19 protein-coding genes are annotated in these 16351 nt (G+C 42.7%); 8 read left to right on the plus strand and 11 right to left on the minus strand.

From position 1 onward, the window contains the following. Nucleotides 1–178 precede the first annotated feature (178 nt). Both AAEY93_RS12795 and AAEY93_RS12800 read left to right on the plus strand, forming a co-directional pair. The gene (locus tag AAEY93_RS12795) at nucleotides 179–724 is read left to right on the plus strand and encodes a gamma carbonic anhydrase family protein (protein ID WP_101033487.1); all 546 of its coding nucleotides are present in this window, start codon (nucleotides 179–181) and stop codon (nucleotides 722–724) included. 299 nt (nucleotides 725–1023) lie between these two features. Then, complete coding sequence (locus AAEY93_RS12800; protein WP_351077390.1) at nucleotides 1024–2259, plus strand: sensor domain-containing diguanylate cyclase; 1236 nt, start codon at nucleotides 1024–1026, stop codon at nucleotides 2257–2259. A 27-nt stretch (nucleotides 2260–2286) separates the two neighbouring features. Here the strand turns inward: AAEY93_RS12800 and AAEY93_RS12805 are convergent, their stop codons facing one another. The 9 genes from AAEY93_RS12805 to AAEY93_RS12845 all read right to left on the minus strand — a co-directional run bounded on the left by AAEY93_RS12805 (nucleotide 2287) and on the right by AAEY93_RS12845 (nucleotide 8915). Beyond that, the gene (locus AAEY93_RS12805; protein ID WP_351077393.1) at nucleotides 2287–2547 is read right to left on the minus strand and encodes a DUF1488 family protein; all 261 of its coding nucleotides are present in this window, start codon (nucleotides 2545–2547) and stop codon (nucleotides 2287–2289) included. After that, on the minus strand, nucleotides 2547–3380 hold the full coding sequence (gene aroE, locus AAEY93_RS12810) for a shikimate dehydrogenase (protein WP_351077396.1): 834 nt from the start codon (nucleotides 3378–3380) through the stop codon (nucleotides 2547–2549). Before aroE ends, AAEY93_RS12805 begins: the two co-directional genes overlap by 1 nt. A gap of 68 nt (nucleotides 3381–3448) precedes the next feature. Then, nucleotides 3449–3697: a hypothetical protein gene (locus AAEY93_RS12815; protein WP_351077399.1), complete on the minus strand. Its 249-nt coding sequence runs from the start codon at nucleotides 3695–3697 to the stop codon at nucleotides 3449–3451. Between the two features lie 370 nt (nucleotides 3698–4067). Beyond that, the gene (hemF, locus tag AAEY93_RS12820) at nucleotides 4068–5000 is read right to left on the minus strand and encodes an oxygen-dependent coproporphyrinogen oxidase (protein ID WP_124012938.1); all 933 of its coding nucleotides are present in this window, start codon (nucleotides 4998–5000) and stop codon (nucleotides 4068–4070) included. A 4-nt stretch (nucleotides 5001–5004) separates the two neighbouring features. Further along, the gene (gene tsaC / locus AAEY93_RS12825; RefSeq protein WP_124012937.1) at nucleotides 5005–5571 is read right to left on the minus strand and encodes an L-threonylcarbamoyladenylate synthase type 1 TsaC; all 567 of its coding nucleotides are present in this window, start codon (nucleotides 5569–5571) and stop codon (nucleotides 5005–5007) included. A 38-nt stretch (nucleotides 5572–5609) separates the two neighbouring features. Beyond that, nucleotides 5610–6173 (minus strand): DNA topoisomerase family protein, encoded by a 564-nt coding sequence (locus tag AAEY93_RS12830; RefSeq protein ID WP_124012936.1) that lies wholly within the window; start codon nucleotides 6171–6173, stop codon nucleotides 5610–5612. A gap of 59 nt (nucleotides 6174–6232) precedes the next feature. Further along, nucleotides 6233–6706: a DUF494 family protein gene (locus AAEY93_RS12835; RefSeq protein WP_101033474.1), complete on the minus strand. Its 474-nt coding sequence runs from the start codon at nucleotides 6704–6706 to the stop codon at nucleotides 6233–6235. Nucleotides 6707–6708: 2 nt separating this feature from the next. After that, the gene (gene dprA / locus AAEY93_RS12840) at nucleotides 6709–7725 is read right to left on the minus strand and encodes a DNA-processing protein DprA (RefSeq protein WP_124012935.1); all 1017 of its coding nucleotides are present in this window, start codon (nucleotides 7723–7725) and stop codon (nucleotides 6709–6711) included. 83 nt (nucleotides 7726–7808) lie between these two features. Beyond that, complete coding sequence (locus tag AAEY93_RS12845; protein ID WP_124012934.1) at nucleotides 7809–8915, minus strand: LysM peptidoglycan-binding domain-containing protein; 1107 nt, start codon at nucleotides 8913–8915, stop codon at nucleotides 7809–7811. A gap of 126 nt (nucleotides 8916–9041) precedes the next feature. Between AAEY93_RS12845 and def the strand changes: the two genes are divergently transcribed. Genes def through AAEY93_RS12870 form a run of 5 tightly spaced genes read left to right on the plus strand, consistent with a single transcriptional unit; the run spans nucleotide 9042 to nucleotide 14679 of the window. Then, nucleotides 9042–9554: a peptide deformylase gene (def, locus tag AAEY93_RS12850; protein ID WP_233768597.1), complete on the plus strand. Its 513-nt coding sequence runs from the start codon at nucleotides 9042–9044 to the stop codon at nucleotides 9552–9554. Between the two features lie 8 nt (nucleotides 9555–9562). Next, nucleotides 9563–10519 (plus strand): methionyl-tRNA formyltransferase, encoded by a 957-nt coding sequence (gene fmt, locus AAEY93_RS12855; protein ID WP_351077407.1) that lies wholly within the window; start codon nucleotides 9563–9565, stop codon nucleotides 10517–10519. 1 nt (nucleotide 10520) lies between these two features. Further along, on the plus strand, nucleotides 10521–11804 hold the full coding sequence (rsmB, locus tag AAEY93_RS12860; protein WP_124012931.1) for a 16S rRNA (cytosine(967)-C(5))-methyltransferase RsmB: 1284 nt from the start codon (nucleotides 10521–10523) through the stop codon (nucleotides 11802–11804). A 16-nt stretch (nucleotides 11805–11820) separates the two neighbouring features. Continuing rightward, nucleotides 11821–13230 (plus strand): Trk system potassium transporter TrkA, encoded by a 1410-nt coding sequence (gene trkA, locus AAEY93_RS12865; RefSeq protein ID WP_101033468.1) that lies wholly within the window; start codon nucleotides 11821–11823, stop codon nucleotides 13228–13230. A 6-nt stretch (nucleotides 13231–13236) separates the two neighbouring features. After that, complete coding sequence (locus tag AAEY93_RS12870; protein ID WP_124012930.1) at nucleotides 13237–14679, plus strand: TrkH family potassium uptake protein; 1443 nt, start codon at nucleotides 13237–13239, stop codon at nucleotides 14677–14679. 6 nt (nucleotides 14680–14685) lie between these two features. On the opposite strand, the gene hemG (AAEY93_RS12875) is transcribed toward AAEY93_RS12870, so the two are convergent. Further along, the gene (gene hemG / locus AAEY93_RS12875; protein WP_124012929.1) at nucleotides 14686–15237 is read right to left on the minus strand and encodes a menaquinone-dependent protoporphyrinogen IX dehydrogenase; all 552 of its coding nucleotides are present in this window, start codon (nucleotides 15235–15237) and stop codon (nucleotides 14686–14688) included. A 198-nt stretch (nucleotides 15238–15435) separates the two neighbouring features. Between hemG (AAEY93_RS12875) and AAEY93_RS12880 the strand changes: the two genes are divergently transcribed. Continuing rightward, nucleotides 15436–15741 carry an ArsR/SmtB family transcription factor gene (locus AAEY93_RS12880; RefSeq protein WP_101033465.1) on the plus strand — a complete coding sequence of 102 codons (306 nt, stop codon included), beginning with the start codon at nucleotides 15436–15438 and terminating at the stop codon, nucleotides 15739–15741. Nucleotides 15742–15823: 82 nt separating this feature from the next. Here AAEY93_RS12880 and hemG (AAEY93_RS12885) read toward each other — a convergent pair whose 3' ends face one another. After that, nucleotides 15824–16351, minus strand: coding sequence for a menaquinone-dependent protoporphyrinogen IX dehydrogenase (gene hemG / locus AAEY93_RS12885; protein WP_124013015.1), 528 nt, complete (start codon nucleotides 16349–16351; stop codon nucleotides 15824–15826).

The following is a 16351-nucleotide window of genomic DNA, read 5'->3' on the forward strand; positions in this document are numbered from 1 at the left end:
GGTGACTGCTTTCGCTGTCTGCCGTGTCAGTGGATGCGCATTATAGGCAATACAAGATTTAGCGCAAGCCCTTTATTGAGGTGATTTGTCATTTTGGGTTTGTTTGCGGATAATTTAGCCTGACCAGCTAGTTTTTAAGCATTATACTGTCTGAAACCATAAATATATAAGGATTGTTATGTCTACCAATGTAAGAACTTACCAAGGGATCCACCCTAATTTAGCTGATAACGTCTATGTTGATGAGTCTGCAGTACTTGTTGGCGATATAAAATTGGACCATGACGCCAGCATTTGGCCATTAGTTGCTGCTCGTGGTGATGTGAATAAGATCCGTATTGGTAAACGCAGTAATGTCCAAGATGGCAGTATATTGCATGTAACGCGTAAATCGCCTTCTAATCCTAATGGTAATCCATTAATTATTGGTGATGATGTGACTATTGGTCATAAGGCGATGTTGCATGGCTGCAAGATTGGTCATCGCGTGCTAATAGGTATGGGCGCTATCTTACTTGATGGTGCAATAGTAGAAGATGACGTGATTGTCGGCGCGGGCTCACTCGTGCCACCCAATAAAATTTTGCAAAGTGGTTACTTATATGTAGGCAGCCCATGTAAACAAGTTCGACCGTTAACTGACGCGGAACGTGTATTTTTACCACAATCGGCTGATAATTATGTCCGTTTAAAAAATGAATATTTGGTAGACTTACAACAGTAGCGTTATTCATACAAACGATTTGGGCCAATAATATGTTGGTCTATTTCGTTTAAGCCTTGTTAAAACAAGTCATTCCACACATATCTTTATGATCTTCGTTGATACACTCACTATGATTTACAGAATAAATGGCCATCACAGTTTGTTTATTACTTATCACATCGGGACTCAAACACACTCTGACGACGATAATTAGCTTATATTGACTCGCAGATGGTAGTTTAGTTTGGCTTGAGGCACGTCGAGCATCGATGTTTAATGCTAAAGAGTATTACCGACTTATTATTAGGATGATTGAAGTGAAAACTAAAGGACGCATTAACAATAAGCACATTGCCTATGTAGACTTTAAGAGTCATCTATTATTGCTTGCTGTGCCTTTCTTGTTGTTCGTTATTATTTTCATATTCGCCATACCTAGTAATGCAAATACCTATTTATACCTAATGCTTATTTGTGGCGTTTACGCTTTGAGTTATGGCATCACTTATTATATCCACAAACAAAATATTTTACGGCTTTGGCAACATTTAGAGCAAGTTGTCCACATTAACGATACGACTTATGAATTAGTGAATTTATCCAGTCAATACGATTCTGAAAAAACCTTTTTAGACGCTCTATTGCAAAAAGCAGTAAGTGCTATCGATGATGCCGAAATGGGCAGTATCATTCTGGTTGATAAGAATACCACTAGATTACAATTTGAGTCGGTTGTGGGGTTGGATATAGATGCTCTTCGAAAAATAAACTTTACCTTAGAAGAAACCTTTCAGTTCCGACGGACGAATGGTCGTTGTGATAAGGCGGTTGTGATTAACAACATGAAGAACATCAATGCTAAAAGCACTCTCACAAATGAAGACCAACACGCACTATTACATGCTTCGATACAACCAATCTGCTCAACCTTATCTAGCCCAATCCATATTGAGGGTGAACTTTATGGAATGATGAACTTAGACAGTATCAAGATGGATGCCTTTGGTGATTACGATATTAACTTGGTTAATATTCTAACCTCTGAAGCCGCTAATGCGATTTCGTTATATCAAAAGTCGAAGAAAATCGAAATCATGGCAGATTATGATGGATTAACCGAGCTGTATAACCGTAAGAAGTTTGATGCCACGATTTTACAATGGCAACACAATCCAGAGTTAGCCAGTTATATTATCATCTTGGATATGGATAACTTAAAACCGTTAAATGATCAGTATGGACACCAAGCGGGTGACGATGCATTAAAAGCCATTGCACAATCACTAAAGGCGCTATGGCATCCTGAGTTTTTGGTTGCGCGTTATGGTGGTGATGAGTTTGTTGCTTTATGCCGCGGCCCTATCGATACCTTAGAGCAGCAAATCACCCAATTGCAGCAAGACCTCGCCGCTTGCGTACATGGCATTCATTTTAGCTACGGATTTGCACAATATGATCTAGATTGGGAGAGTGCCTTTAAGCAAGCTGATAACAATATGTATACCAAAAAACGACTCAAAAAATGGTCGGCACCCAAGTCTGCGCGAAACTAACTCGACCAATCCAGCTGATTAAACACATCATGAAATAACAGTAATGTCGCCACTATCGCTAAAGGCTTCTTGTGCTATGAGCGCTTCAGCTTTGTCTTCTAGGTCAAAACGACATTGTTCAAACAAACTGGCGGCATTATGTTGATCCACCAGTTGATTATCACAAAGCTCGCTAATAACAGAAAAGTGAGCAAAACAATTAATATTTATCCCCTGTTGCTGCGCAATAAATCTTACTTCATTTGTTTCGATATAGTGCTGATCGGTAAAGATCACGCTTTGATTCATTAATCTGCTACCTTTTGCGCCAGTGACTCACGCAGTTTTCCCATGACAGATGCGGTATCAGGAGTCACACCGCGCCATAAACTAAAACTTTTTGCCGCCTGACCAACCAACATGCCTAGCCCATCAGCGGTTTTACGGGCATGTTGATCTTGCGCCCATTGGTTAAATGCTGTGGTTTGTTGGCTGTAGGTCATGTCGTAACAATCAGTGGTTTTATCTACGATAACATTAGGCAGAGTAATTAACTGCCCAGATAAACCTGCAGAGGTTGAGTTAATCACTAAATCAAACGGAGAGACTAATTCCTCAATGGGTTTAGCAAAAAAGTTACCATATTCACTGAATAAGGCTTGGAGTTGCTGTGCTTTTTCGTGAGTCCGATTACAGATAACCAATTGAGCCACATTATGCTGCAAAATAGGCAAAATACACCCCCTTGCCGCGCCACCAGCACCTACCAATAAGACTCGCTTACCTTTTAACGAGCCAAATAGCATTTCTAGGTCATTCACCAAGCCAACGCCATCGGTATTGTCACCGCCTATTTTGCCATTGGGTAAATTAAACAACGTGTTGACGGCGCCTGCGAGTGTAGCCATCTCACTGAGCTCATCACACATGGCAAATGCTTGTTCTTTAAAAGGTGCGGTAACATTGGCGCCTTTACCGCCATCGGTAAAGAATGCCGTTAACGAAGAATCAAATTGATCGACAGAGACGAGAATAGCGTCATAACTTAAGTCTTGCTGAGTTTGTTTGGCAAACTCAGTATGTATGAATGGCGACTTACTTTGCGCTATCGGGTTACCAAATACAGCATACTTATCGGTCATTTACTTCACCTCTTAGTTAACGGCATTATTTGCCTACGATGGACACATCTGACGTCTATCATCAAATGTTAGCGGCTATATACCTCAGACATTGGCTTTTTTTGTAAATAGCAACCACCGAGCTTACCTTGACGGCTGTCAGTATCTTGCTTTTCTACTGCTATCCACATCTTTTGTACTTTACTGCTGAACACCAAAGAGGCGCCTCTGCATAAGACTAAACCTGCCGGTTTTCCAACCGCAATCTGCCCAGTATCTAAATAGAATATATCGGCCACATTTGCCGTCACAGCAGCCAGAATATCACCATAGTTCATGCCATTGGCAACCCCATTCCCAAACTAAAACGGAGTGCGTAAATACCATGGCTACCACCTGGGAAAGCAACCGCTATTATTACTCTTGTTTTGGCTAGTTTACCTGCATTTACGAGTGAATTATGCAGCGATTCAACACTTGCTGACAAGTTACCCATACTCATCCGGCATTACGTGCTAAACACATGCCCTCCGTTATCGCTGAGTCTATGGTGATCAGAGGATCATTCTCATGCGCGCGGCGATTAACAACGCAATAAAAAAGCCTGAACATCAACAAACGATGATTCAGGCTATTTCGACCTTAGCAGACAACATGGGTAACCGATGACTCGTTATTGCAGCATGGCAAGGTAGAATCCGATTGGAATTAAACTTCAGCTAACCAGTCTTGTGGTTTTAAGTAGATATCGTACAACTCAGCTTCTGGACTATCTTCTTCAGGGGTGAACGCGTATTCCCAACGTACCAGAGGCGGCATTGACATTAAAATCGATTCTGTACGACCGCCGGTTTGTAAACCAAATAAGGTGCCACGATCATAAACCAAGTTAAACTCGACATAGCGGCCACGACGATAAAGTTGGAACTGGCGCTCATCGTCACCGTATTCTAAGGTTTTATTGCGCTCGACAATTGGCGCATAAGCTTCAATAAAGCCGTTTCCTACCGCTTGCATAAACTCAAAACTACGCTCAAAACCGGGTTCGTTTAAATCGTCAAAAAATAGTCCGCCGACACCTCGAGTTTCATTACGATGCGGTATAAAGAAATACTCATCACACCATTTTTTGTATTTAGGATAAACGTCATCGCCAAATGGCTGGCAAATATCTTTAGCCGTTTGATGCCAGCTGACGACATCTTCTTTAAAGGGGTAATAAGGTGTTAAATCAAATCCGCCACCAAACCACCACACGGGGTCCGCACCTTCTTTACGGGCAATAAAAAAACGTACGTTGGCATGGGTCGTCGGGATATAAGGGTTATTGGGGTGGATCACTAAAGACACCCCCATCGCCTCAAAACTACGGCCAGCTAATTCAGGGCGATGCGCAGTAGCCGATGCAGGCATAGATGCACCCATCACATGTGAAAAGTTAACGCCAGCTTGCTCAAAGATTTTGCCTTGAGTTAATACTCGACTAGTGCCACCGCCGCCTTCTTCACGCTTCCATGAGTCAGCTTTAAAAGTGGCTTTGCCGTCGAGTAGCTCTAAACGCTGACAAATATTTTGCTGTAATGCTAGCAGGAATGATTTTACTTGTTGTGCGTCGGGCACTTGAGAAAGGTTGTTTGACATAGTATTAGCTTCCATTACGAAGGATCTGACCACTGCGGGCATCAATAATGGTTGATGGCTGACGTTGTTCGCCCAGCTTACCTAAAATCAATGCATCAATTTTATCAGTAAAATCAGTGATGATATGTTGTGCATCGACGACCGGTGACTTTCCGGCTAAATTGGCACTTGTCGATACAAGGGGTTTATTGAGGGTGTCGCACAACTCTCGCACAACGGGGTGAGCTGATACGCGCACTGCAATCGAATCAAATTCACCGCAGAGTAATTTGGATACATGGGACTGAATAGGCATAACAAAGGTAAAGGGGCCTGGCCACTTTGATTGCGCAAACTGCAACTGCGGTTCAGTTAGTTGAGTGATATCAAGGTAAGGCAAAAGTTGATCCAAAGAACTGGCTACTAAAATCAACCCCTTTTGCCAAGGACGCTGTTTAACAGCCAACAATTTTTCAATAGCACTGTCGTTGTCAGGATCACAGCCTAAACCAAACACCGCTTCAGTTGGATAAGCAATCACTCCGCCTTGACTTATGACGGCAGCGACAGCGGATGGCTGCAATTGCAACATGAAACTTCCTTACATCAAATTGATATTAATAACGAAAACTACAGAGCACGTTTATATTTACAGGATTTTTGCGGACACTCAACTCGGCTACCCGCCGCACCTTTACGTTCAACTAAAATCCCGAAGCCACAATCAGGGCAAGCTTCATTATACGGAGGGTAGTTTACGATAAACTTACATTTTGGGTAGGCGCTACAAGCAAAAAAAGTTTTACCATAACGACTGGTCCGAGACTCAAGATGACCTTTGGCGCACTGAGGGCAAACAATCTGTTCAGCTTGATTGGTGTGATCGTGTTTTTCAATATGAGTACATTCTGGGTAGTGAGTGCAACCAATAAAAATACCAAACCGACCAGACTTAACCGCTAACTCATGGCCACACTGCGGACATTCTGAACCGCTGATAACTTGAGTCTCTATCGACTCATGTTGCACTAGTGGACGAGTATAGTCGCATGTTGGGTAGTTATTACACCCCACAAAGCTGCCATGTTTACTGTGTTTAACCGACAGTTCAGAACCACAAACAGGACAAAGTTCAAACTCTTTCTCCAGTGCATGCTCGTGGACAGTAAACAACTGCGGATCAATTTTCGACATGGTGCTCTCAATGAATAATTTTCTGTAGACCTAAAAAAGGAGGCTAAGCCTCCTTTTTGTTATGAGTGTAAACGCCCTTCTGGCTGCTCGAAGATTAAATCTTCCATTTGCTCATAGGCTGACTCATTTCCTGGCACGTTAAATAGTACCATTAATACCACCCATTTGAGATCTTCTAACACTAATGTAGGTTCATCTAATTCCATGACACGGTCAATGACCATTTCACGGGTTTCGACACTGAGTACTTGTATCTGCTCTAAAAACAATAAAAAACCACGGCACTCAACATCTAATTTGGCCATTTCCGCTTTGGTATAAATACGGAATGAATGTTGTGCGTGATTACACAAGTAAGGTTTATCGCTTTCTTGTAGATCAGCAAGGTGCTCTAACCAAGAAAGTGCTTTTATAATATCAACTTGATGAAAACCCGCACGGGTTAACTCTTTAGTGAGCTCATCTTCATCAACTAATAGCTCAATTTCACTATGAACATAATTTTCAAATAAATACATGAGGATATCAAACATGGCTAACTCCTCTTTAGTCTGACGTAACCACCGGGCACTGCTGCAACCCACCCTTGTAACTCAAGTTCAAGCATTTGTATTAACACCAGATCTATTGGTTTCCCACTATCCTCAACTACTGCATCTACCGCAGTAGTTTCATATCCTACACTAGATAACAGCGGAGGAAATGGCAAATCACAAATGTCATTATCTCGTATATGGTGCCGTAGATGCAATTGTTCAAGGTGATAATCAGATAAACTGCCCAATTCTTCGATTATATCGACAGCCGACTCGACAAGTTTGGCGCCATTTTTAATTAAATCATGGCAACCTTGACTATAGCCCCCTAACACCGATCCTGGTACAGCAAACACTTCACGGTTTTGCTCCATTGCAAGTCGAGCACTAATTAACGAACCACTTTTACGACTTGCCTCAACCACGACAGTGCCTAAGCTTAGGCCACTGACAATACGGTTACGCCGAGGGAAGTTACCAGAAAAAGGCCCTATACTTGGCCAATATTCACTGATTACACAGCCTGTATTGATAATGTCATGATACAAGTTTTGATGACGCTTAGGGTAAATGCACTCAACCCCGCTGCCCAATACTGCTATGGTCGTTCCATTAGCAGCCAGAGTCGCTTTATGGGCTGCACCATCAATACCAGCAGCCATGCCGCTGGTAATTGAAAAGCCTTGGTGAGCTAAATGATAAGCGAGTTCTGCCGTTATATCTAAGCCGCCTCGAGAGGCATTACGGCTTCCCACCATTGCAATACTCGGTAACACAAGAGATTCTATCGACCCTTTAACAAATAATACCTGTGGTGGATCGCTAATTTGTGCAAGTAATGGCGGATAAAGTGGATCAGAGAGGGTCACAATATAGTGATTGGACTGCGAATCAAGCCAGGCTAGGGCTTGCTCGACCTTATTAAAGTCGATACTACATTTAGCCAATAGGCTTGCTGGTAAAGGCAAGGCCTGAGGTTCAAACTCTAGACGTTGACGAATTTCTTCAACGTCCATTTGAGTTAATAATTGTTGAATCCGAGCAGGTCCTAGCCCAGATACGGCACAAACAACTAACCAGTCGACCAGTTTATCTGAAATTATTCACCTTTAATGGTCAAGGGATCTGGTTTAGTCAATTTATCACCGACTCGAACGGGGTGCTCATTGAACATAATCAAACCTAAACTGGTTTTATCAAACACTTTAAAAACCATCAAATTACCATGAAAAATATCTGGCATTTTATACACGGTATCATCTGAAAAGTTCGCCAGCACTTTATCGTAAGATGAACGGTCTATAGGTCGAACTGGATTACCCTCATTATCAATAATAATGTTTTCGCCATCGCGGTACATTGAAAAAACATGTCCAGTCTCAACACCATCATTGGCACCACGATCAAGATAGACGACATCTAACTTACCAGCTTCACGAATGTTACCTGTTATACCAACAATAGAGGTAGAAACACCTAAGTCTGCCGCTTTTGGGATAAAATAAGCCGACATTAACGCTTCATCTTCTACCGGGGCAACATGAAAGCCACCTTTGGTTTCACGTAAGCTACTGAGCAATTCAACTTTTGACACAACGCCAGACTCAATAACCCGCCCACTCGAAGCTAAAATAATTTCCTGGCCTAATAATTCGCCGCTATTTGGAGCAAAAAACTCACGTCCAGTTTGATAAATTGCCACTTTAAGGCCTTGTTCAAGCTGCGCATTAACATAGACAACGTCATCGACCACATGATGAATTGATGGGCTCTCGCCGCTCATAACAATCGGCAATTCCAATAACCATGCAGGATCCACAACTCTATTTTGTACTAAATAGGGTCTAATTAAGGCAAGATCAACAGCAGGAATCGGGCCATCTTTGGATATGACTCGTCCTTCAGGACTCTTCTGAATGTGCTGCTTAACCACTAAACGAGGTTGACCATCAATAAATACTAATGTCAGTCTATCGCCAGGGTAAATTAGATGTGGATTAGCAATTTGCGGGTTAACACCCCACAATTTAGGCCAACGCCAAGGGTCATTCAAAAAATATCCAGAGATATCCCACAACGTATCGCCTTTTTTAACGACATACGTGTCAGGATGGCCCGCCTTTAGGGTTAATGTATCAGCGTTAGCCCCAAAAAAATTTAATGATAAAAAAACAAGTAAAAGTAAGCGTTTCATGGTGAGATCCATGTTGTTTAGCTCTTTATTAGAGCTTTTTGCTGTTATTGATAAGCGGTAAGGATTAAAATTACCCTAATCGCAATGGCCAGTATAGCTATCTGGCTGAAATTTGACAGACTTGTGAAGAGTTTATATATGCCACTACTTAATGTTTTACGATTTCCAGATGAACGTTTACGCACCATCGCGCTACCTGTGACGGATTTTGGTCCGCAATTACAGACTATAATTGATAACATGCTCGAGACGATGTACCTAGAGAAAGGTATCGGTCTCGCTGCTACTCAAGTGGATTTTCATCAACAATTGATTGTGATGGATTTACAAGATGAGATAGAACGCCCAACCGTTTTTATTAATCCTGAGATTATTGCCAGTAGTGGCGACTTGGCAAATGAAGAAGGCTGCCTATCGGTACCGGGGATTTATGCCAAAGTTGACCGTGCTGAATTTGTCACGCTCAAAGCCCTAGATCGTCACGGTAAAGAGTTCACTATTGAAGCAGATGAGTTATTTGCCGTTTGTATTCAGCATGAAATGGATCACCTTAAAGGTAAGTTGTTTGTCGATTACTTATCACCATTAAAACGCCAACGTATAAAAACTAAGCTTGAAAAAGAAGCTCGTTTAGATGCTAGAGAAGTATAGGAAAAAATTTGAAACCGTTAAAAATTATCTTTGCCGGTACTCCGGATTTCGCTGCCAGACATTTACAAGCGCTCATCGACTCTGAACATGATGTGATTGCGACTTATACTCAACCCGATAGACCCGCAGGGCGAGGTAAAAAACTTACAGCAAGCCCAGTAAAAGCACTGGCATTAGCGCATGCCATTCCGGTATTTCAACCAGCATCATTACGAAATGATGCGGCACAAGCGGAATTAGCACACCTCAATGCCGATATCATGGTTGTTGTTGCTTACGGGTTGATTTTACCAAAGATAGTCCTTGATACTCCGCGTTTAGGTTGTATTAATGTTCACGGTTCAATTTTACCGCGCTGGCGTGGAGCCGCGCCTATCCAACGAGCATTATGGGCAGGCGACACAGAAACCGGTGTCACCATTATGCTAATGGATATCGGCCTAGACACTGGTGATATGCTGTTTAACACCCGCTTACCCATCGAACCGAGCGACACCTCAGCCAGTCTATATGAAAAACTCGCAGCCCAAGGACCTGAAGCATTAATTGAGGCTTTAGCAGGATTAAGCGAAGGGACGTTAACGGCTCAAAAGCAAGATGAATCGCTCGCCAATTACGCGGCAAAACTCTCTAAAGAAGAAGCGCGTCTTGATTGGCATAAAACAGCCAAGCAATTATGGCAAGACATCCGCGCATTTAATCCCTGGCCCGTCAGCTATTTTGAGCATCATCAAAGTACCATTAAAGTTTGGCAAGCTGATTATTCCGCAGAAGTATGTCACGAAGCTCCGGGCACCATTATCGCGGCAACCAAACTCGGTATTGAAGTGGCTACCGCTGATGGCAAGTTAATTATTCAGACCATGCAACTGCCCAACAAAAAGCCACTTAATGTGGCCGATATTTTGAATGCTCGTGGTGATTGGTTTACCGCTGGTGTGTGTTTAAACCAAGAGGCTAACTAGCATGAATGTGCGCGCACTGGCAGCTAAAGCGATTTATGAAGTACTTGAAAAGGGTATGTCGTTATCGGTAGCGCTACCCGATCAGCAACAACACCTGCAAAATGGCAAAGACAAAGCCCTATTAGCAGAACTATGTTACGGCGTTATGCGCCAATTGCCACAACTCGACAAATGCGTCAGCGACTGCTTAGCCAAGCCGTTTAAGGGAAAGCAGCGCATATTACATCAATTGTTGATTGTCGGTTGTTACCAGCTTTACTTTACTCGCATTCCGGCACATGCCGCGATTTCTGAAACGGCAGAAGCCTGCCGACAGTTACGTTTTGATGGTTTGGTAAAAGTGGTCAATGGTGTATTGCGTACTATACAGCGCCAAGATGCCGCCTTAAACACCGACTCCGAAACCCTACGTTTTAATACTCCAGCTTGGTTTATTAAACGCTTACAACAAGCTTATCCAGACCATTGGCAAAACATTATTGAGCAAAGCCATCAGCGTCCACCCATGTGGCTGCGTAATAATCAGCAATCACAAACACGTGATGCTTATTTAGCGGCATTAGCCCAACACGATATTCCCGCCCAAGCAGGCCCAAGCCAAGATGCTATATTGCTCGAAGGCGCAAAAGATGTGACCGCTTTACCTGATTTTATGCAAGGAGCAGTCTCTGTTCAAGATGGCGCCGCGCAATGGGCTGCAACCTTACTGGCACCAATGGCGGATGAATTGATCCTAGATGCCTGTGCTGCACCAGGTGGCAAAAGTTGCCATTTACTAGAGCTTGCTCCCGATATTAATTTAGTCGCAGTCGACTTTGATCAAAAACGCCTAGCTCGAGTACAACAAAATCTGGACAGGTTGCATTTAAAAGCGCAGCTTATTCACGGCGATGCTGCTGATATCCCATCATGGTGGCAAGGACAGCAATTTGATCGCATATTACTCGATGCACCTTGCTCAGCCACAGGCGTTATTCGTCGTCACCCTGATATAAAATGGTTACGTAAAAATAGCGATATTGAAGAGTTAGCCAACTTACAGACACAAATATTGGATCATTGCTGGCAATGGCTTAAACCGGGTGGCTGCTTATTATATGCAACCTGTTCTATTTTACCCCAAGAAAACAGCCAGCAAGTTGAGCTATTTCTAACACGGACACCCGATGCGAGTTTAGTACCGATAGAGCAACAAACTCATCTCGATGATATCGGTTGGCAGATTTTGCCAGGACAAGACAATATGGACGGCTTTTATTACGCTCGCCTAGTTAAAGCACTTTAAGGATGTACCTCAAGCCATGAAAATTATTATTTTAGGGGCTGGACAAGTTGGCGGCACATTAGCTGAAAACTTGGTCGGTGAAAATAACGACATCACACTCGTCGACAGTGATCGCGCTCGACTAAGGTTGTTGCAAGACAAATTTGATTTGCGTGTTGTTGTCGGTCATGGCGCCCATCCGAGTGTACTAAAAGAAGCGGGAGCAGAAGACGCGGACATGCTCATTGCAGTAACAAACAGCGATGAATGTAACATGTCTGCCTGCCAAATCGCTTATAGCCTTTTTGGCACACCGACAAAAATTGCGCGTATTCGCTCAGAAGCCTATTTGGAACTTCAAGATAAACTATTTATCAGCAGTGAAATTAAAAGCGGAGATGCCAAACCTCGTGGCGGTTTTATTATTGACGAGTTAATTGCACCAGAACAGTTAGTGACCGCTTACATACAAAGATTGGTCGAATACCCTGGTGCACTTCAAGTTCTTGAATTTGCGAAGGGTAGACTCAGCCTTGTTGCGGTTAAAGCCTATTATGGTGGCCCACTAGTGGGTAACGCACTCGCCACATTACGTGAGCACATGCCCAATATTGATACCCGGGTGGCGGCTATTTTTAGACAAGGTCGTCCCATTATGCCGCGTGGCACCACCATTATTGAAGCCGATGACGAAGTGTTTTTCGTCGCCGATAGCCGCCATATTCGCGCGGTAATGAGTGAGATGCAAAAACTGGATAATTCGTACCGAAATATAATGATTGCCGGTGGCGGTAATATTGGTTTTGGCCTTGCCCAAAAACTACAACGTACTCACTCGGTTAAATTGATTGAGCACCGTCAAGAGCGCGCAGAGTTACTGTCTGAAAAATTGGAAAAAACCACCGTGTTTTGTGGTGATGCCTCAGACCAAGAATTATTGCTTGAAGAGCACATAGATCAAACCGATGTGTTTATCGCCGTCACTAACGACGATGAAGCCAATATTATGTCCGCTCTACTCGCCAAACGTATGGGTGCTAAAAAAGTCATGGTGCTGATCCAACGTGAAGCCTATGTTGATATAGTACAAGAAGCTAACATTGATATCGCCATCTCTCCGCAACAAGCTACTATTTCAGCGCTGCTGACGCATATTCGCCAAGGTGATATTTGTAATGTTTATTCATTGCGCCGTGGTGCAGCAGAAGCCATTGAAGCCATCGCCCATGGTGATTCGAGTACCTCAAAAGTGGTCGGGAAAAAAATTGGTGATATCAAGCTGCCGCCAGGAACCACCATTGGCGCCATTGTTCGTAATGATGAGGTGTTAATGGGCCACGATAGAACGGTAATCGAACAGGGTGACCATGTCATTTTATTCTTGGTCAATAAGAAGTTCATCGGTGACGTAGAAAAGTTATTTCAACCTAGCGCATTTTTCTTTTAAGTTCTTATGCTTAACTTCAAACAAATCATTTTCATTATCGGTATTTTTCTGGCGATACTAACAGGATTTATGCTGGTACCAATGGCTTTTGCACTGTTTTATGCTGAAGAAACCATTGGAGACTTTATGATCTCAGGGTTGTTTACCGGCTTTATCGCCATTCTGTGTATTCAAAATGGCCGACACCATCATTTCAACCTCAACATCCGCGACATGTTTATGCTGACAAGTGTAACTTGGTTTGTGGTCAGCTTATTTGCAGCCTTACCCTTCACGCTTTATCACGGTATTAATTATACCGACGCTTTTTTTGAAACTATGTCAGGCATTACCACCACAGGTTCAACGGTTTTATCTGGTTTAGATAATATGGACCATAGTATTTTAGTCTGGCGTTCATTATTACAATGGCTTGGCGGCATAGGCTTTATTGTCATGGCCGTGGCAATCCTACCGTTTTTGAATGTGGGGGGTATGCGCTTATTTAGGACCGAATCCTCTGATTGGAGTGACAAAACGATCCCCCGCACCCAGCATATGGCTAAACACTTATTCTTGATTTATGCGGCATTAACAATGCTATGTGCATATTCTTATCACCTTGCTGGCATGCACTGGTTTGAGGCAATCAATCATGCAATGACAACATTATCGACCGGAGGATACTCAACCTCAGATAAATCAATGGCCATCTTTTCACATTCGGCTCATTGGGTGAGTATCGTGTTTATGTTGGCAGGCGGATTGCCGTTATTGATGTTTGTACAAACCATACAGCAACGCAGCTTACGCTTATGGAATGATCAACAGGTAAAAGGATTTTTACGCTTTGTGTTACTGGTGTCATTTTCGTTAGCCTTTTGGCTTTGGCAACACCAGCAAATAGACTTTTTAGATGCATTAAGATTAGCCAGCTTCAATGTCATTTCGGTTATCACTACCACAGGTTATGGGTTAACGGACTATCAATCTTGGGGGGCTTTCGCCAGTGTGATATTTCTATTTCTAATGTTTATTGGCAGTTGTTCTGGCTCAACATCTGGTGGGATAAAAATATTTCGTTTCCAAATCGCATTCTCAATTATGCGTCAACAAATTAAACAACAGTTTCATCCTAACGGGGTGTTTAAAGACAAATACAATGGCCATCGTATTCGTGATGATATTGTCCGCTCAATCATGGCGTTTTTTATGCTGATGGTTATCGTGATATTAGTGCTTTCAATTACATTAGTACTGACAGGGTTAGACCCAATGACCAGCTTTACAGGAGCGATTACTGCGGTCACCAACGTCGGACCAGGCCTTGGTCCTATTATTGGCCCAGCAGGAAACTTTGCTCCACTTCCTGACGTAGCAAAATGGGCATTGGCACTAGGAATGTTATTAGGGCGCTTGGAAATACTGACTGTCGCAGTGTTGTTTCACCCTAAATTTTGGCGTTATTAATATTGCTTAGGCAATGACGACTCCAGAAGACGCTAAATGGGTAATATGGTCAGCATAGGCCTTCACATCGTCCCAATCAGTATAATCAATAATTGCAGTAGGATCGGTGGGGCCATCGGTCATCTTCATAATAAGGCGGATCATTAAGCTGTCATACCAAGGCCAAGAAGGATAATCGACTTTACCGGCAATAATTTTGACATCTTGGGGTTTCCACGCCGATAAGGTTAAAAACTTCTGTAAGTATTTATTGTTCTCGGGGATGCGTTTTTCTGGCTTGCGAGCGACGACATTGACGCAAAAAAAACTATTGGGTAACTGCGACAAGTGTCGCTGATTTTCACGAACAAATTCAAACACCGATTTGTGATATGAGCCATATAAGACACAAGCCCCTAACGCAACAGCTTGGTATTTAGACCAATCGATTGGGGTTTTATCTTGAATATTCATCACATCACAATTATCGCCTTGGGATTGAATTTGCTCTGAAATTGCACGGCTAATATGTGCGGTGTGGCCACCCCGAGAATAATACAACACTAAAACATTGGCCATTTTTGATTCTCATTGCTGATTGATTTTCATCAGTTTGGCAAAAAAAGTCTCTTAAAACCCCTGCAAAGATCACAAATTAGAAATGGCTCATATATTTAATCGTTTAAATTGAGATCTCTATGAAGCAAAAGTATTATGATATAGAAAACAAAACTGAACCCAGACTAACTCGCAATTAAAGGTTACATAAGGACACTCATGAAGCAAGATATCGATGTCGCAACGATGCTTATTAATGCCGAAACGGCTGCACAATGGTTAAAAGCCATTGCGAATCCTTACCGCTTAATGATTTTATGTTTATTGTTAGAACAAGAATTAAGTGTCACGGAGTTAAATGAGACAGTGCCGCTGAGCCAATCAGCATTGTCACAGCATTTAGCGGTACTGCGTACCCAAGATTTGGTCAACACTCGTAAGAGCTCACAAGTGGTTTATTACACGCTTAAAAATGAGCAAGTAACCGAAGTTATCTCTATTCTACATCGACGCTACTGCGCTTAACTAACATAAAGGCTTAAATAGCGTTGAGAGTGAATAGTGTGCCCAATAATATGTCATTGGACACGCTGTTGGTGTCATGAGGTTACATTTGCCCTGTTATTTGTTTGGCATAATCATCGACTTTACTCCAATCCGTAAACTCGAACGTTCCCTGTGTATCGGTCGGTCCTTTGGTCATCCACATGATAAATCGGATCATAAACTTATCGAAGAAACCGTAACGAGGGTAATCTATCTTACCCGCAAAGACGCCTAATAGCTGAGGCTTCCAAGCCGAGAGTCCTAAAAACTTCACCATATAAGGATTGGTTTCTGGAGTGTTTTTTTCAGGCTTTCTTGCCACAACGTTTACGCTAAAAAAACTGTTCCGCTTGGTATCGAGTATGGCTTTGTGTTGCTCAACAAACTTGAACAATTCTGGTCGATGTTTGCCATATCGAATACTGGCACCAATAACGACTTTATCGACACAAACTAAATCATCCGCGTCAGCCTCCGCTAGGTTAACCACCCTAACCTGCTCGCCATTTGTCATTAAAATTTGCTTGATTTGCTGACAAATTGCCAGCGTCTGCCCATCGACTGTAGAGTACAGAATTGCAGTTTTCAT

It is taken from the genome of Shewanella sp. CAL98-MNA-CIBAN-0140 (genome assembly GCF_040309905.1).
In the GTDB taxonomy this organism is placed as follows: domain Bacteria; phylum Pseudomonadota; class Gammaproteobacteria; order Enterobacterales; family Shewanellaceae; genus Shewanella; species Shewanella psychromarinicola.

Coding starts and splice junctions, on each gene's coding strand:
- dprA (WP_124012935.1), bottom strand. CDS start 7,725: ATGGACGTTGAAGAAATTCGTCAACGTCTAGAGTTTGAACCTCAGGCC.
- AAEY93_RS12880 (WP_101033465.1), top strand. CDS start 15,436: ATGAAGCAAGATATCGATGTCGCAACGATGCTTATTAATGCCGAAACG.
- hemG (WP_124013015.1), bottom strand. CDS start 16,351: ATGAAAACTGCAATTCTGTACTCTACAGTCGATGGGCAGACGCTGGCA.
- hemG (WP_124012929.1), bottom strand. CDS start 15,237: ATGGCCAATGTTTTAGTGTTGTATTATTCTCGGGGTGGCCACACCGCA.
- tsaC (WP_124012937.1), bottom strand. CDS start 5,571: ATGTTGCAATTGCAGCCATCCGCTGTCGCTGCCGTCATAAGTCAAGGC.
- AAEY93_RS12795 (WP_101033487.1), top strand. CDS start 179: ATGTCTACCAATGTAAGAACTTACCAAGGGATCCACCCTAATTTAGCT.
- aroE (WP_351077396.1), bottom strand. CDS start 3,380: ATGACCGATAAGTATGCTGTATTTGGTAACCCGATAGCGCAAAGTAAG.
- rsmB (WP_124012931.1), top strand. CDS start 10,521: ATGAATGTGCGCGCACTGGCAGCTAAAGCGATTTATGAAGTACTTGAA.
- hemF (WP_124012938.1), bottom strand. CDS start 5,000: ATGTCAAACAACCTTTCTCAAGTGCCCGACGCACAACAAGTAAAATCA.
- AAEY93_RS12830 (WP_124012936.1), bottom strand. CDS start 6,173: ATGTCGAAAATTGATCCGCAGTTGTTTACTGTCCACGAGCATGCACTG.
- trkA (WP_101033468.1), top strand. CDS start 11,821: ATGAAAATTATTATTTTAGGGGCTGGACAAGTTGGCGGCACATTAGCT.
- def (WP_233768597.1), top strand. CDS start 9,042: ATGCCACTACTTAATGTTTTACGATTTCCAGATGAACGTTTACGCACC.
- AAEY93_RS12835 (WP_101033474.1), bottom strand. CDS start 6,706: ATGTTTGATATCCTCATGTATTTATTTGAAAATTATGTTCATAGTGAA.
- AAEY93_RS12870 (WP_124012930.1), top strand. CDS start 13,237: ATGCTTAACTTCAAACAAATCATTTTCATTATCGGTATTTTTCTGGCG.
- AAEY93_RS12805 (WP_351077393.1), bottom strand. CDS start 2,547: ATGAATCAAAGCGTGATCTTTACCGATCAGCACTATATCGAAACAAAT.
- AAEY93_RS12815 (WP_351077399.1), bottom strand. CDS start 3,697: ATGAACTATGGTGATATTCTGGCTGCTGTGACGGCAAATGTGGCCGAT.
- AAEY93_RS12845 (WP_124012934.1), bottom strand. CDS start 8,915: ATGGATCTCACCATGAAACGCTTACTTTTACTTGTTTTTTTATCATTA.